Here is a 15839-nt window from a genome sequence, read left to right on the forward strand (position 1 = left end):
GCCTGGTGGAGACTCCACCAGGCCCGGTGCGTTTGGGTTGTGCGCCGGCGGGCTCGGTCAGCCCGCGCTGAGGTAGTTGTAGAGGCGGCGGACGCCTTCGGCGACGGTGTCCTCGCCCTTCGCGAACGCGATCCGGATCTGCGGCGGGCCGCTCCGCTCCGAGCCGTAGAAACAGAGGCCGGGTACGACGCCGACGCCGCCTTCGCGCAGCAGGCGTTGGGTCAGCTCCGCCTCCCCCTCGCCGGGGCGCGCGAACGAGCTGGCGTCACACATGACGTAGTAGGCGCCGGCCGGCCGCTGGAACTCGATGTTGCACTTCTCGAGGCCGGTGACGAGGATGTCGCGCCGCTTGCCGTAGACCTCCCGCAGCTCCTCGAAGTAGCTGTTCGGCAGCGAGAGCGCCGCGGCGCCGGCCGCCTGGAACGGGGTCGGCGCCGCGATGGTGAGGAAGTCGTGCACGCGGGCCACCCGCTCCATGAGGCGCTGCGGCCCGGTCACCCAGCCGACCCGCCAGCCGGTCACGGAGAACATCTTGGAGAGCGCGTTGATCGTGATCGACTGCTTGTCCATCCCGGGGACGTCGGAGATCCGGGGCGGCCGCTCGTTCGTGAAGTAGAGCTCGTCGTAGATCGCGTCGTGGATGACGATGATGCCGAGCCGCAGGCAGACGTCGGCCAGGCCCTGGATCTCCTCCCGGGTGAAGACGCGCCCGGTCGGGTTGTGCGGTGAGTTGATGATGATCGCGCGGGTGTTCCGGTCGGCGACGGCGGCGATCTCGGCCGGGTCCAGCACCCAGTCCGGCCCCTTCAGCTGGACGTACCGGGCCTCCACGTCGATGAGCCGCAGGTTGACCGCGTAGGACTCGTAGGCCGGCTCGACGATGATGACGTTGGAGCCCTTCTCCGCCACGGCGAGCAGCGTGGCCAGCATGCCCTCGGTCGCCCCGCACGTGACGCAGATCTGCGTCTCCGGGTCGTAGGGCGTCGGCATCTCCCAGCGCCGCTGCTCGAAGTCACTGATGGCCGCAAGGAACGGCTCGCTGCCGCGCGGGGACGTGTACTGGTTGTCGTTCGAGCGGATGGCCGCCACGGCGGCCTCCTGAAGGCTCAGCGGAAGCGGATAGCTCGGGATGCCCTGGGCCAGGTTCACCGCGTCCGCCGCCTGGCACGCGCGGGTCATCCCGCGGATCACCGACTCGCCAGCGGGAATGTTCGCTGGCGACCTGAATATGTTCTCCAGATCTGACGTCACCGACATGAGCTGCTTCCTTCCGGGATTGACGTGGCGCCGGGGTGGAACCCCGACGGTCTGCGCGGTCGAGCCGCCGCCGCGCGTGATCGGTTCGAGGGGCCGGCCTCACGGGGGGTCACGAAGATGTCGATCGATGTGTGTCCCCGAGCGTGCCACGGCGGTCCCCGGCTCGTGTCGCCGGCCGTGGTGCGCCGGGACGCGCGGAGTCGTGGGGCGGTCCGGCGCGGGCCCGGCGAGGGGGCGCACGCGCCGACGCGGTGGCCGCGGTTCGGTCGGGACGGCCGGATCGCGGGCGGGGCGCGCGGATCGCGGCGCCGGGCGGGCGGACGGCCACGCCACGGTCGCCGGTCGCGGGGCCGACCGCGCGGCGGATCCGGCCACGAGCCGGGCCGTCCGGGGCAGCAGCCCGGGACGACGACGCGGCTCGTGGACCATCTCGACGGGAGGGGGTGGCACCGGTGACTAGTCGAGCTGCGCGCAGATCTCCTCGAGGAGGCGGTATTCGGCCGCCTCGTCCTCGTCTCGACCGCCCAGCATGTAGTAGCCGAACTTCATGTGCTCCATCGGGCCGTTGATCTGGAGGATCCCGTTCCGGAGGTCGGTGATCGCCGCTTCCACGTCCTCGAGCTCCACCTCGGTGTTCTCGCGGATGTAGAGGGCGGTCATCCGTCGCGCGGGAAGGATCTCACCGTGCCAGGCCCGAACCTGGGGGGACTCGTTGTAGGTGTCCCAGTACATGCGCGAGCCGGGAATGATCCCGGGCGCCGCGACGGAGATGCTGGTGATCAGGTCGCGGTACTCCTCGGCCATCGACAGCCAGCTGTTCACCTCGGTCTTGAGGTTCTTCATCGTCGTGCCCGGCAGGCCCATGATGCCCGACGCGTACAGCTTGTAGTCGAGGTCGCGCGCGAGCTCCAGCGCCTCCCCGATCCGCTCCGGCCCCTTGTTGATCCCCTTGGAGTCGGCCTTGAGCAACTTCGGGTCGAACGCCTCCAGCCCCACGTTCCACGTGCGCACGAACCCCTTGCACAGCTCCGCCGACTCGAGGAACTCGTAGACCAGCCCGTAGGCCAGCATGAACCGGTGCTTCTGCAGGATCGGCGACTTGGCGCAGGCCTCCGCCATGTCGTTGAGGTAGGAGATGTTTCCCTCCCACTGCTCACGCGAGAAGCCGAGCGTCGAGTCGCCGGCGGCGTACACGTTCGCGCCGATGTCCCCGACGATGTTCTCCAGCACCGGGATCGCGGACGCGACATCCGTCGTCTTCGGGGTCAGCCCCTGGATCGAGCAGTGCTTGCACCGGCGGCCCGGCCGCTTTCCCCAGGTGCACCCGCCGTCCAGCGGCACGGTGACCATCCGCTTGAGGTCGTAGTGCTGGGAGTACCAGATGTTGAACGCGCGGTCGTAGTGCTTTTCGAGCTGGTCGATGATCAGTCGGTAGTCGGGCAGGATCCGACGGTCCAGCGGGAACGTGCCGGCGTCCTGGTTGACGACCTCACCACCGGCCGACCGGTACGCCACGGAGGGGACCTTGCTCAGCTCCAGCCCGCCCTGCAGGTGGGTCAACAGGCCCATCATGGTGAACGGGCCGTTGTTGCCGGTGCTGATGAAGTCCACCAGGCGACTGCCGTACTTCCCGGTCAGGGTCTCCTGGTAGAGGATGCCGGCGTGGTCGTTTCCGAAGACCACGACGGCCTTGGGGTTGACCCGCTTGATCTCCGCCGCGACGATCATGGCCCACAGCGTGGTGGCCGTGTAGACCGTGAAGGCGGCGACGTCGGGCGGGTCCTCGTTGATGGCGGCCCTGACGTGCTGCCAGTCCAGGTGGCTCATGTCGATGTAGCGCCAGGGGAGGTCCGGGAAGCACCTGTCCTGATACGTGATCATCTCGACCAGGGCGGCGTGCGGGTACACGGACCCCTCGTTGAGGTGCCGTTCCTCCTCGGACCTCCCGTCGAGCATGGCGTTGCCGGCGTCGTGGGCATCGCGATGCGCGGAGGTGAGCGGCAGGCCGAAATACCACACCGATCGAAGCTTCTTCGATGGCGTCGGCACCGAGGAGCCGGGATAGTCCCAGCGGTAGCGAGGATCGGCCCCCACGATTTCCTGAATGGGCTTGAGGCTCATTTTCATGGCCACCACCTCCGACTATTCACAGGTCCTGTGGCCCTGTCCCGAATATCTCGTTGTAAAGCGTCACGTCTTCCGACGCGGGACGGTCCGGCCGAAAGTATTCAAGCCCCCATTCTTCAGAGCGACCAGGGAGGGCGGCATCTCGCAGCTTGCTGGGGTGCACGCATCCCTGCTCACCTGGTCGTCGTTCCCGCCCGGCGGGCTCCGCAATGAGAAAGACGCCATCGGTGCCGGTAGCGCCGAAGATGGCTCTGACACCCAGTCGGCCCTGCCGGGCTCACGCAGCGGGCAGCGGCTTCGCTCGTCCGACACCACGGCTGACGGCATGGGGAAGGCGCACGTTTCTGGTTCGCAGAGGAGGAAGATCGCGATGCCTGAACAGCCTGTCGGCCGCGCGGTGGTACTCGGCGGCAGCCTGGCCGGCCTGCTCGCCGCCAATGTGCTCGCCGAGGTGTATCCCGAGGTGCTCGTCGTGGACCGCGACGAACTGGCCGGAGTGGCGGGTTACCGGAAGGGCGTTCCGCACGGTCGGCACGCCCATGGTCTGGTCGCCCGCGGGCAACAGATCCTGGAGAAGCAGTTTCCCGGGCTGACGGCCGACATGGAAGCCGCCGGCGTCCAGCCGGGTGACTTCAGCGGCGCGATTCGTTGGTACTTCAACGGAATGCAGCTCCGCCAGGCGAACACCGGCCTGCTTTCGGTGCCGTGCACCCGGCCGGTCATCGAGCACCAGGTGCGGAACCGGGTGGAGAAGGTCAGCAACATCCGCTTCCTGGAGGGGTACGACATCGTCGGGGTGGAGGCGACGCCCGACAAGAGCCGGGTCGTCGGCGCGCGGGTGCAGCGTCGCGACGGCGGTTCGGACCCCGAGGTGCTCCGAGCCGACCTGGTGATCGACGCCACCGGGCGGGGGTCGAGGACGCCGACCTGGCTGGAGGAACTCGGCTACTCCCGGCCGGAGGAGGACCGGGTGAAGGTCGACCTGGCCTACACCACCCGCCACTACCGGGTCCGTAACGACCCGTTCGGCAGCGACATCGCCGTCATCGCGGCGGCGACACCCACGCATCCGCGCGGCGCGTTCTACTACCGGCTGCCCGGCGACGACGGACGGGTCGAGCTGTCGCTCACCGGCGTTCTCGGCGACCATCCACCGACCGACCCGGACAAGTTCCTCGAGTTCGTCAGGTCGGTTCCGGTGCCGGAGATCTACGAGTCCGTCCGCGAGGCCGAGCCGCTCAACGACCCGGTGATGTTCCGCTTCCCGGCGAGCGTTCGCCGCCGCTTCGAGCGGCTGACGCGCTTCCCGGCCGGGTTCCTGGTCATCGGCGACGCGGTCTGCAGCTTCAATCCCATCTACGCCCAGGGCATGGCCATCGCCGCGGTCGAGTCCCGCGTCCTGGCGGACAAGCTCAGCAGCACGACCGTGCCGGATCCGCTCGAGTTCTTCCAGGAGATCTCCCGCCAGATCGACTCGCCCTGGGAGTTCGCGGCGACCGCGGACCTCGGCTACGCGGGCGTGGAAGGCCGGCGGACCGCCAAGATCCGCATGATCAACGCCTACGTGGCGAAGGTCCAGCGGGCCGCCGTGCACGACCCGAGCCTCACCAATGCCCTCATGCGGGTGGCCGGCCTCATCGACGAGCCGACGTCCCTGCTCCGCCCGGGCCGGATGCTCCGCGTGCTGCGGCAGGCCGGTCGCCGGCCGAACCGGGTCCCGGCAGCGGCGCCGCTCGGCGCCGGCCGCGACTAGCGCCGGGACGTGCCGTCCGCGCGTACGCCACGATTTTCTGCTTCTCCCTTCCGAGCGAGCCACCTGCTCAGCTCCACCCCGCGTCGCCCGTTGCGAGGCGACCCCGCGTCAGCGGACGTCCGTTTAGGAGGAACACGATGGTGACTGTTCACGCACCGGGCAAGACCGAACTCGTCAAGCGCGCGTCCGAGCTCGTTCCGCTCCTGCGGGAGAAGGCGCCCTGGATGGACGAGAACCGGCGGCTCCATCCCGATGTCATCGAAGCGCTGACCAGCGCCGACCTGCTCAAGATGCGGGTGCCGACCCGCTACGGCGGCTTCGAGTCCGACATGGAGACCGTCGTGGACGTGATCGCCGAGCTCGGGCGGGGCGACGGCTCGACCGCCTGGACGGCCTCGGTGTGGGCGATCAGCACCTGGATGATGGGGCTGTTCCCGGACGAGGTGCAGGACGAGGTGTTCGCGACGCCCGACGTCCGGATCAGCGGCATCCTCAGCCCCGGCGCGGTGGCCGTGCCGACGGACGGCGGCTACATCGTCAACGGCAAGTGGTCGTTCAACAGCGGCGTGCAGCAGAGCACGTGGAACACGAACGCGGCGGTCACGCCGACCGAGGACGGCGGGATGGCGCCGGTCATGACGCTCATCCGGAACTCCGACCTCCAGGTCGTCGACGACTGGCACACCTCGGGCATGCGTGGCTCCGGCAGCGTCACCACGATCGCGAAGGACCTCTTCATCCCGAAGGAGCGGGTGCTCCAGATGGGGCCGGTGCTCCAGGGCCAGCACATGTCCAAGCTGAACGCGGACTCGCCGATCTTCAAGGCGCCGTTCATGCCGACCGCGTGCGCGACGATCAGCGCGCCCGCGCTCGGCCTCGCGATGGGCGCCAAGGACGTGTTCCTGGAGCGGCTGCCCGGCCGGAAGATCACCTACACCGCATACGAGAACCAGAGCGAGGCGCCGGTCACCCACCTGGAGATCGCCGAGGCGGTCACCAAGATCGACGAGGTCGGGTTCCACGCCCACCGGGCGGCCCGCATGCTCGACACCAAGGGGGCCGCGGGGGAGCAGTGGACGCTTGAGGAGCGGGCGCGCGTCCGGCTCGACCTGGGTGCGGCGTGCCAGCGGGCCAAGGAGGCGGTCGACATCCTCGTCGGCGCCAGTGGCGGTTCGTCGATCTACCGCGACGTGCCGATCCAGCGCATCCAGCGGGACGTGCAGACGCTCAACCTGCACGCCATCCTGCACCCGAGCACCAACCTGGAGCTCTACGGCCGGATCGTCTGCGGTCTGGGCCCGAACACCCCGTTCATCTGATCGGCGCGTTCGCCGGCCGCCCGGGGCGCTCTCGTCAGCGCCTCGGGCTCCGGCGCGCCGCCGTCCTCGATCTGAGCCCAGCGCCGCTCCTGGCGGCTCTCGACCGACACAGGGAGGTTGTTAGATGCGTCCGTTCCGTATCGAAGTGCCGCAGTCCGATCTCGACGATCTGCACCGGCGGCTCGACCACACGCGCTGGCCGGACGAGATGCCGGGTGTGGGCTGGGATCGCGGTGCGCCGCTGGAGTACGTCAAGGAGCTGGCCGACCACTGGCGGAACAGCTTCGACTGGCGGGCGGCCGAGGCGCGCCTGAACGCGTACCCGCAGTTCGTCACCGAGATCGACGGCGTGAACGTGCACTTCCTGCACGTCCGCTCGCCCGAGGAGGGCGCGACGCCGATGATCCTGACCCACGGCTGGCCGGGCACGGTGGCCGAGTTCCTGGACGTCATCGGGCCGCTCAGTGACCCGGTCGCGCACGGCGGTGACGCCGCCGACGCCTTCCACCTGGTGATCCCGTCGATCCCCGGCTACGCCTTCTCCGGCCCGACGGGTCAGGTGGGCTGGGACACCGGTCGGGTGGCCGGCGCGTGGAAGGAGCTGATGAGCCGCCTGGGCTACGAGCGGTATGCCGTGCAGGGCGGTGACTGGGGGATGCCGATCTCGCTGCGACTGGGGCTGGCCGACCCCGAGCACGTCATCGGCATCCACCTCAACATGTGCGTGGCGTTCCCGCCGCCCGACCCCGCGGCCATGGAGGGGCTGGGCGAGGCCGACCTGGCCCGCCTCCAGTTCACCGGCACGTTCATGCAGGACGGGACCGGTTGGCAGCGGATCCAGTCGACCCGGCCGCAGACGCTCGCCTACGCGCTGACCGACTCGCCGGTGGGGCAGCTCGCCTGGATCGCCGAGAAGTACAAGGAATGGACCGACTCGGCGAAGGTGCCGGAGGACGCCGTGAGCCGCGACGACATCCTCACCGCGGTCTCGATCTACTGGTTCACGGCGACGGCCGGGTCCAGCGCCCAGCTCTACTACGAGTCCAGCCGGATGGACGCCGACTTCGTCCGGACCTGGGCCGGGCCGTGGCCGCTGACGATGCCGGTGGGCGTCGCGTCGTTCCCCAAGGACGCGGTGCGGCCGGTGCGCCGGTTCGCCGACCAGATCCTGCCCACCCTCACCCGGTGGACCGAGTTCGACCGGGGAGGGCACTTCGCCGCTCTGGAGCAGCCCCAGCTGCTGGTCGACGACGTCCGCACGTTCGTCCGCTCGCTCGCACGCTGACCGCTTGGTTCCGCCCGTGACCGGGCGGACCGGCGGGATGAGAGGCGGCCACCGCGTCGGTCCTTCACGACGACCACGTCGACGAAGGACGAGGGACGCGGTGGCCGCTTCGGCGAGTGGGCCCTCGGATCGTGCGCCGGCGGGTCGGCGCACATGACGGATCCGGGGTCGCCGATGCGGCGCTCACGCGACCGACAGGGCGTGCGGAAAGGGTTCCGACAATCCCCGCCCCGAAGCCTCGGGCGACTCCGGCGGACATCGGAAACACATTTCCTGACTACGTCGGCACGGACGCCGGTCACATTCGACGGCGCACTATGGGATGTGAGCGGGTATCCGGTGGGCGATAGAGTCTTAGCTGTTGATTAGGTGCGAGCGTGACTCATTCGAGCCGACACCGCGCAACCCCCAAGATGCGGCGTCCCAACCTGAGACCGCATCGTGGGCGTACGAGCATAATGCGCCTGGCCAATAAGTCAGGCTTGCTGAGATGCGGAAGGAAGATCTGCGCGTGACCGTTGACATCGCCAACACCCAGAGGCCGTACGCTCGGACACTGGCAGCAGAGTCTCCCATTTTCCAGTCCAGCCCCTGCGAGTCCACAATTGTCGGGGTGGGCACGGCCTCGTCCTCCACACCCTTCTCCCAGCAGGACCTGCTGGACACCTTCGCGATCTCCGATCCGAAGATCCGGTCGGTCTTCCTCAACAGCGCGATCCGCCGGCGTTTCCTCGACCTGCCGTTGCCGGGAGACGACGGCCTCCCGTCCGCGGAGACCCAGGCGGACCTGCTCGACCGGCACAAGCGGCTGGCCGTGGACATGGGGCGGCGTGCCCTGCAGGCCTGCCTGGACGATGCCGGAGCGTCGCTGGCCGACATCCGCCACCTCTGCTGCGTGACGTCCACCGGATTCCTCACGCCGGGGCTCAGTGCCCTGCTCATCCGTGAGCTGGGCATCGACCGGCACTGCAGCCGGAGCGACATCGTGGGGATGGGCTGCAACGCGGGGCTCAACGCGCTGAACGTCGTGTCGAGCTGGTCCGTGGCCAATCCGGGCGAGCTCGCCGTGGTGTTGTGCACCGAGGCGTGTTCCGCCGCGTACGTGATGGACTCGACCATGCGCACCGCGGTGGTGAACAGTCTGTTCGGCGACGGCGCCGCCGCGCTGGCCCTTGTCGGCCGCCCCGCCGGCGACTTCCTGGACGCCACCGGCGGCGACTCCTCGGGCGCCGCCGACGGTCCTCGCATCCTCAAGTTCGCCAGTTGCATCATCCCCGAGGCGATCGACGCCATGCGCTACGACTGGGACAGCGTCCAGAACCGGTTCAGCTTCTTCCTGGACCCGCAGATTCCCTACGTCGTCGGCGCGCACGCGGAAATCGTCACGGACCGGCTGCTGGCGAACACCGGTCTGCGTCGTAGCGACATCGGGCACTGGCTCGTGCACGCGGGCGGCAAGAAGGTCGTCGACGCGGTGACGGTGAATCTCGGACTGAACCGTCACGAGGTGCGGCACACCACCAGCGTGCTTCGTGACTACGGCAACGTATCAAGCGGCTCGTTCATCTTCTCGTACGAACGGCTCCAGCAGGAGAGAGTGACGGCCCCGGGCGATTATGGAGTGCTGATGACCATGGGTCCTGGTTCCACGATCGAGACAGCGTTGATCCAGTGGTGAGCGCGGCAACCGTCCGGACCGGTCGGGGCGAGCGTGGCGCCGCCGACGGCACGCGAGGCGATGTCGAGCTTCGCATCGACGGCTCGAAACCCCTGACGATGGAATCCGTCGCCGCGGTGGACGCCGCCTGCACGGTGGCCGAGTCGACCAAGGCCACCACCATGCTCGCGGTGCACCTGACCGGCACCCCCGGCAAGGACTGGACGAACGGCCTGGAGGTGGCGCTGGTCAGCAAGTGGGAGCGGTCGTTGCGCCGGCTCGAGCGGCTCACCGTCACGACCGTCGCGGTCGCCTCCGGCGACTGCGGGGGCCTCGCCCTGGACGCCCTGCTGGCGACGGACTACCGCATCGCCGCGCCCGACGTCCGGCTGTCCCTGTACGTCGACGGCGAAGCCACCTGGCCCGGCATGGCGATCTTCCGACTCGCCCAGCAGGCCGGCGGGACCCGGCTGCGCCGGGCGATCCTCTTCGGCGCCCATCTGGACGCCACCGAAAGCGTCGACCTGGGCATCGTCGACGAGGTGACGAGCGATCCGGCCATGGCCCTGACCGCCGCGGCCGAGATGGTGAGCGGTCTCTCCGGCAGAGAGGTGGCCGTCCGTCGACAACTGATGTTCGACGCGCCGACCACCAGCTTCGAGGATGCCCTCGGCCGTCACCTCGCGGCCTGCGACAGAGCCCTGCGGCGCTCGGCCGGCCCCGGGGCACGGTAGCGGATCCGCTCCCGCGCAACGGGGAGCCGGGGTGGGAGTGGGGCCGGAGCCCGTTGGCGGCGCCGGCCCCGCTCACCGTGTGTGCTGTCTCCGGATGCTGACGCCGCACTCTGCGAGAATCGCCGGCCCGTCGCTGCATCTACAGTGGACCTCTCCCGGGCGGAGAGACGAGTCCCGCGATGAGGGGGAATTGTGGATCGAAAGATCGCGAAGGGCCTCGCCCTCGTCGTCACCGCGGTGATCGTGGCGGTCACGCCCGCGGCGGGCGGTTCGGCGGCGCCCGCGGTGGAGCCGACGACGACCGCCAGGATCGCCTGGAAACCCTGCGGGACGCCCGAGCCGCACGATGGCGGCGCCGAGTGCGGCCTGCTCGACGTGCCGCTGGACTACCGCAGGCCGACCGGCAGGAAGATCCAGATCGCGGTCTCGCGGATCCGGGCGACGGTGCCCGCCGAGGACTACCAGGGCGTCATCATCGCCCTGCCGGGCGGGCCCGGCAACTCCGGGCTCTGCACGTCGGCGGCGGTGTGCGTCCCCGCCGCCGTCGGCGGCGCCTACGACTGGATCGGCTTCGACCCGCGTGGCGTCGGCGCCAGCGTTCCGGCGTTGTCCTGTGACGAGGACTACCTCCACGGGCCGCGCCCGGAGTATGTCCCCTGGCGCCCGGGCATCGAGCAGACCTGGCTCCGCCGGTCGCGGAACTACGCCGAAGCCTGCCGGGTGGCCGGCGGCGCGCTGCTGGACCACATGACCACGCTCGACACGGTCCGGGACGTGGAGTCGATCCGCAAGGCGCTCGGCATCGGCCGGGTCAACCTGTACGGCATCTCGTACGGCACCTACCTCGGCCAGGTGTACGGCACGGTGTACCCGAGGACGGTGCGCCGCATGGTGCTCGACAGCAACATCGACCCGCGCAAGGTCTGGTACCAGGCCGCTCTGGCCCAGGACGTCAACTTCGAACGCAGCCTGCGCATGTGGTTCGCGTGGGTGGCGACGTTCGACCGCGTCTACCACCTCGGCAGGACCGCCGACCAGGTCCGGAAGCGCTGGTACGCGACGCAGCACAAGCTGCGTACGGCGCCGGCCGGCGGCGTCGTCGGCCCGGCCGAGTTCACCGACATCTTCATCTACGCCGGCTACTTCCAGGCGATCTGGCCGACCCTGGCCGAGTTGTTCGTCAGCGCCGTCGACGACCCCGACGCCGAGGTGCTGGTCGGGGCGTGGGAAAGCTCCTTCCGCCCGGCCGACGACAACGTCTTCGCGGTCTTCAACGCGGTGCAGTGCACCGACACCCGGTGGCCGCGGAGCTGGGCCACCTGGCGGCGCGACAACTGGCGTACGTTCCGCGACGCACCGTTCGCCACCTGGTACAACGCCTGGGGCAACGCGCCGTGCCTCTTCTGGCCCGGCAAGGTCTCCACGCCGGTCGAGGTCGACGGCTCGAAGGTGCGGAGCGTGCTGTTCGTCGGCGGCACGCTGGACGCGGCCACGCCGTTCGAGGGCAGCCTCGAGGCCCGGCGCCGCTTCCCGAACGGATCGCTGCTGGCGGAGGTCGGCCAGACCACGCACGTCCTCTCGTTCAGCGGCAATCCGTGCGTCACCGGCGTCATCGCCGACTACCTCACGACGGGGCGGCTGCCGCAGCGCAAGGCCGGCGACCGACCGGACGCGACCTGCGACGCCCTGCCGCCGCCCGACCCGACGGCCACCTCGTCGCGGACGTTGTCCCGACTGGTCGACACCGGCGCGGCGTGGGCGTCGGGGTACGGCGCACGACGCTGAGGTGTCACCTGTCGACGTCGCGTGGCTCCGGGTGACGTGCCGCGGCGTGGCCGTCGACGCGGACGAGGGTGGACAGGCCCTCGCGCCGGACCGCCGCTGACGGGCCGGTCGAGGGCTGCCCGGAGCCGCGGACGGCGCAGCGCGGGACCGGTGGCGAGGCGGTCCCGGGGCGCGGCCGGGTGGCCGATCCTTGGGACCGCCGCTCAGTGCCCGCGCCGCCCCGGTTCCCCCGGCGCGTCGAGCAGCTCCGCGTACGCCACGTCGAACGCGGTCGCCGCCGGCACCGCGAGATCCGGCTCGACACCGGTGCCCTCCCAGTTGCCGCCCGTGATCGGGTTGATCGAATAGGCGTGCGGCACCGCGATCTCCATCGTCGGCGTCAGCTCGTGGACGGTGGCGAGGTTCGCTCCGCCACGCGTCGTCCCGCCGACCAACCGGGCCCGACCACGCACCTTCAGGTTCAGGCTGAGATCCTCGGCGCCGGAGAACGTCCGGTCGCTGGTCAACACGTACAGCGGACGGTCGAGGTACCGCTCGCCGGGCAGCCACGCCAGGCTCCACAACTGTCGCGTCCGGTTGGTGACCCGGTCGTAGATGCTGTTCAGGTGCGTCGGTCCGGCCGGCAGGAGGTAGCTGCTCCACAGCACGACGCCGTCCGGTGAGCCGCCGCCGTTCTCCCGCAGGTCGAGGATGAGCGCGTCGGTGCGGGACACCAGCTCCATCGCGCCGATGATCGCCCGGGCCCCGTTCGTGGAGCCGCTCATGCGGCGTACGTCCAGGTAGCCGATGTTGCCGTCGAGGATCTCGACCCGACGGACGCTGGCGCCGGCGGGAGCGCGGTGCTCGTCCCGCACCCGGACCCACAGGTGCGTGTCCGGGCACGCGTCGAGCAGGTCCTCGGTGAGGCGTTCGGCGAGCGTCGAGTCGTCCAGGCCGTCATAGGCGCCGGCGGTCAGCCGCTGCCGCAGTGTCGTGGCTGCCGCCTCGGCCCGCTCCGGGGAGACGTAGCGCTCCCGCATCAGCTCGATCGCCCGCTCGACCGGGTGCACGCGCACCGTGTCGGGATGGGTGACGATCATGAGAACTCACATTCGTCGAGGTGGGGGCCGTCGCTGGGCGTCGTCGCCGCAGCCGGCCGGCCCGAACCGTCGGCCGGGCGGTGCACGGCGGTGCGCGCCTGCGCGTGACCGCGGGTCGGGGCCGGGCGCTACGCGGGCCGGGCGTCGGCCGTCTTCGGGCCGAAGCGCAGTGTCGCGTGGTGCTCCTGGGCCATCCGCCGCAACGCCGACAGCGCCACGTCGAGCAGGACCCCCCGCACCACCACGGCGGCCCGGTCGGCGCCCACCCCGTCGGCGGGCAGCAGGTCGAGATCCTGGACCGCGAGTTTCTCGGCCGCCTCCGCGTACGGGAGGAAGTATTCCATCCCGCATTCGCAGCCCAGCCGCTGCAGGGTGAGGACCACGAGCGCGAGACGGTCCCGGCTGGGCGCGTCCATGTCGAGCGACCAGCCGAGTTCCTTGACGAAACGGTCGACGTCGGCGCGCACCTGTTTCGCGCCGTCCACGCTGTGCAGCGCCGGCTCCTGCGGGAACAGGGCGCGGTCGACGAGCGAGTACAGCGCGGGCAGCGGCACCTTGTCGTTCTCGATCGCGGTCAGCAGCTCCCGCACCGAGGTGAGCTCCAGCTGACCGATGTTGGTCAGGGCCCGGATGAGCCGCAGCCGTCGCAGATGCGCTTCGCCGTACGCCGCCTGGTTACGGCCGGTCGGGGTGCCGGGTGGGAGCAGGCGCTCCCGGAGGTAGAACTTTATCGTTGCGATCGGTACGCCTGTCTGCCTACTGAGATCTGAGATACGCATCAGGTTCCCCGCTGTCGACAGCACCGGCCAGACCAGAGTAAGGGTCGGGCTGCATGTTCGTCACCTTCGATGTTGCGTTTGGTGCAACTTGCTCCCACGGATCGATAGGCGTCGGTGCCCGAGGGTGCCGCCGCATGGCCGCGGCCAGCCCGGCGCCGGCGAACAGCACGCCGGCGACCACCGAGAGCGCCGGCCGGCTGGCCGTGGCGAAGCCGTCGTGGAACGCGGCGCGGTGCGTGGAGTCGGGCAGGCGGTTCTGCAGCACGGCGCCGATCAGCGCGGCGCCGAGCGCGGCACCGGCCTGGCGGGCGGTGTTGAGCAGGCCGGACGCCGCCCCCGCGCGTCGCGGGGTGATGCGACGCATCGCCTCGGTGGTGGTGGGCGCGATGGACAGGCCCATGCCGACGCCGATCGCGACGAGCGGCCCGGCGAAGGTTCGCCACGTCGACGAGGGGCCGGGCAGCAGCGCGACTCCGAGCACGCCGACGGCCTGCATGGCGAGGCCGACGACGAGGAGGATCCGGCCGCCCACCCGGTCGGCGAGCCGGCCGGCGACCGGCGCGACGGCGCTGAGCGTGACCGTCCACGGTAGCGCGGCGAGGCCGGAGGCGAGCGGGCTCATGCCGAGCATGTTCTGGGTCTCCAGCACGAAGACGAACAGAAAGCCGTACAGGGCGAGGGAGCTGATGGCCGTCAGCACCGTGGCGATGGTGAAGTTCCGGTCACCGAAGAGGTCCAGCGGCAGCAGCGGCTCGGCGGCCCGCCGCTCCCACCGGACGAACAGCGCGAGCAGCACCACGCCGGCGACGAGGACGTGCGGGATGCCGACCGGTCCCAGCACCCGACCCCACGCGTACCGCTGCCCCTCGACGAGGCCGAACACGATGGCCAGCAGGCCCCCGGTGGCGAGCGCGACGCCCACCGCGTCGAACCGGTGCGCCCGGTCGGGCCGCAGGCGGGGCAGGTACCGCGCCGCGAGCAGCAGCCCGGCCAGACCCACCGGCACGTTGAGGTAGAAGATCGACTGCCAGCCGGCCTCCGTGACGAGCAGACCGCCCAGGGTGGGGCCGCTGACCGCGGCGACGCCGGCCACCGCGGTGAAGATGCCGAAGGCGGCGCCGCGGCGCTGGGGGGGAAAGACGGCGGAGATCAGGACCAGGGCCTGGGGCAGCAACGCCGCGGCGCCGACCCCCTGCAACACCCGGGCGGCGACCAGCTCGCCGGTGTGCCGGGACGACGCGCACCAGACCGACGCGACGGTGAACACGGCGAGGCCGACGACGAAGACCCGGCGCGGGCCGACCCGGTCACCCAGCCGGCCGAATGTGATCAGCAGCGAGGCGAAGGCCAGCAGGTATCCGTTGAGCACCCACAGCGCCCCGTCCACCGGGGTGCGCAGTTCCGCCATGATGTGCGGCGCCGCGGTGTTGACGATCGTGGTGTCCAGCAGGATGAGGAAGTTCGCCAGGCACAGCACGGCAAGGACGGACCACGGGTTGCGGTGCGCCGGTCGGTGGGGCATGTCACTCCTCGCATCGATTCCCGGCCACGGTGCCGAGGGGTTGGCACTCCTCGACGCGCCGCTCGGCGACGGGTCCGCGGGTACGGCGCCGGGCCGACGGCCGTGGACGTCGGGGAGGGCGGTCCCGGCCCGCGCGCCCGCGGCTGTCGCCCGCGTACGGCACGTCGACCCGGGTCCGTGCGTCGACCGGAGGCGCCTCGGCGACCTGGCGCCCCGGTCCGACGCGCCGGCCGTGGCGGCGCCCCTGCCGGCCGGGGCGTCGGTGATGGTTACGTCGCCGGTCTGCCGGGTGCCACGGTGTCGCCCCCTGTCGGTGGGATCAGGAATTGCGGATCAATCGTCTGGGAGGCCCGGATCGGGTGCACCTCCGTGGTTGCTTCCCATCGACGACAGTGGATGACAATGTCTTCTGACCAGGCGGGAGTTCTTGACGCGCGGGAGATTCCCACGCCGCGCTCATCGCGTGAGAACCGCCGGGGAGGGTGGGTCCGGGTCGCCCGTCGAACGCCGCGACCGGTGGACGGTCGAGCGCCGGCGCGACC

General features: G+C 70.5%; 11 protein-coding genes. 6 read left to right on the plus strand and 5 right to left on the minus strand.

What is annotated here, in order from left to right; genetic code table 11:
- Nucleotides 1-57: 57 nt before the first annotated feature.
- Together ACZ6O5_RS00465 and ACZ6O5_RS00470 are read right to left on the minus strand one after the other, a co-directional pair.
- Entirely contained in the window at nucleotides 58-1179 is a 1122-nt protein-coding gene (locus ACZ6O5_RS00465; protein ID WP_465973698.1) for a pyridoxal phosphate-dependent aminotransferase, read from the minus strand.
- 534 nt (nucleotides 1180-1713) lie between these two features.
- Nucleotides 1714-3351, minus strand: a complete 1638-nt coding sequence (locus ACZ6O5_RS00470; protein WP_465973700.1) for a B12-binding domain-containing radical SAM protein — start codon at nucleotides 3349-3351, stop codon at nucleotides 1714-1716.
- A gap of 403 nt (nucleotides 3352-3754) precedes the next feature.
- Here ACZ6O5_RS00470 and ACZ6O5_RS00475 point away from each other — a divergent pair, with 403 nt between their 5' ends.
- The 6 genes from ACZ6O5_RS00475 to ACZ6O5_RS00500 all read left to right on the plus strand — a co-directional run bounded on the left by ACZ6O5_RS00475 (nucleotide 3755) and on the right by ACZ6O5_RS00500 (nucleotide 11917).
- A complete protein-coding gene (locus ACZ6O5_RS00475) occupies nucleotides 3755-5137 on the plus strand; it encodes an FAD-dependent oxidoreductase (RefSeq protein WP_465974310.1) in 1383 nt (460 codons plus the stop codon).
- Between the two features lie 137 nt (nucleotides 5138-5274).
- Entirely contained in the window at nucleotides 5275-6456 is a 1182-nt protein-coding gene (locus tag ACZ6O5_RS00480; protein ID WP_425786915.1) for an acyl-CoA dehydrogenase family protein, read from the plus strand.
- A 124-nt stretch (nucleotides 6457-6580) separates the two neighbouring features.
- Nucleotides 6581-7741, plus strand: a complete 1161-nt coding sequence (locus ACZ6O5_RS00485) for an epoxide hydrolase family protein (RefSeq protein ID WP_281942497.1) — start codon at nucleotides 6581-6583, stop codon at nucleotides 7739-7741.
- A 490-nt stretch (nucleotides 7742-8231) separates the two neighbouring features.
- Nucleotides 8232-9419 (plus strand): 3,5-dihydroxyphenylacetyl-CoA synthase DpgA, encoded by a 1188-nt coding sequence (gene dpgA, locus ACZ6O5_RS00490; RefSeq protein ID WP_465973703.1) that lies wholly within the window; start codon nucleotides 8232-8234, stop codon nucleotides 9417-9419.
- Nucleotides 9416-10132: an enoyl-CoA-hydratase DpgB gene (gene dpgB / locus ACZ6O5_RS00495; RefSeq protein ID WP_465973704.1), complete on the plus strand. Its 717-nt coding sequence runs from the start codon at nucleotides 9416-9418 to the stop codon at nucleotides 10130-10132. Before dpgA ends, dpgB begins: the two co-directional genes overlap by 4 nt.
- Nucleotides 10133-10324: 192 nt before the next feature.
- The gene (locus ACZ6O5_RS00500; RefSeq protein WP_465973706.1) at nucleotides 10325-11917 is read left to right on the plus strand and encodes an alpha/beta hydrolase; all 1593 of its coding nucleotides are present in this window, start codon (nucleotides 10325-10327) and stop codon (nucleotides 11915-11917) included.
- A gap of 203 nt (nucleotides 11918-12120) precedes the next feature.
- On the opposite strand, the gene ACZ6O5_RS00505 is transcribed toward ACZ6O5_RS00500, so the two are convergent.
- The 3 genes from ACZ6O5_RS00505 to ACZ6O5_RS00515 all read right to left on the minus strand — a co-directional run bounded on the left by ACZ6O5_RS00505 (nucleotide 12121) and on the right by ACZ6O5_RS00515 (nucleotide 15297).
- Nucleotides 12121-12996: a S41 family peptidase gene (locus ACZ6O5_RS00505; RefSeq protein WP_465973708.1), complete on the minus strand. Its 876-nt coding sequence runs from the start codon at nucleotides 12994-12996 to the stop codon at nucleotides 12121-12123.
- A gap of 128 nt (nucleotides 12997-13124) precedes the next feature.
- A complete protein-coding gene (locus ACZ6O5_RS00510; RefSeq protein ID WP_281942485.1) occupies nucleotides 13125-13775 on the minus strand; it encodes a MerR family transcriptional regulator in 651 nt (216 codons plus the stop codon).
- Entirely contained in the window at nucleotides 13753-15297 is a 1545-nt protein-coding gene (locus ACZ6O5_RS00515; protein ID WP_465973710.1) for an MFS transporter, read from the minus strand. Before ACZ6O5_RS00515 ends, ACZ6O5_RS00510 begins: the two co-directional genes overlap by 23 nt.
- Between the last annotated feature and the right edge of the window lie 542 nt (nucleotides 15298-15839).

The organism is Micromonospora sp. NPDC049201 (assembly GCF_055586805.1).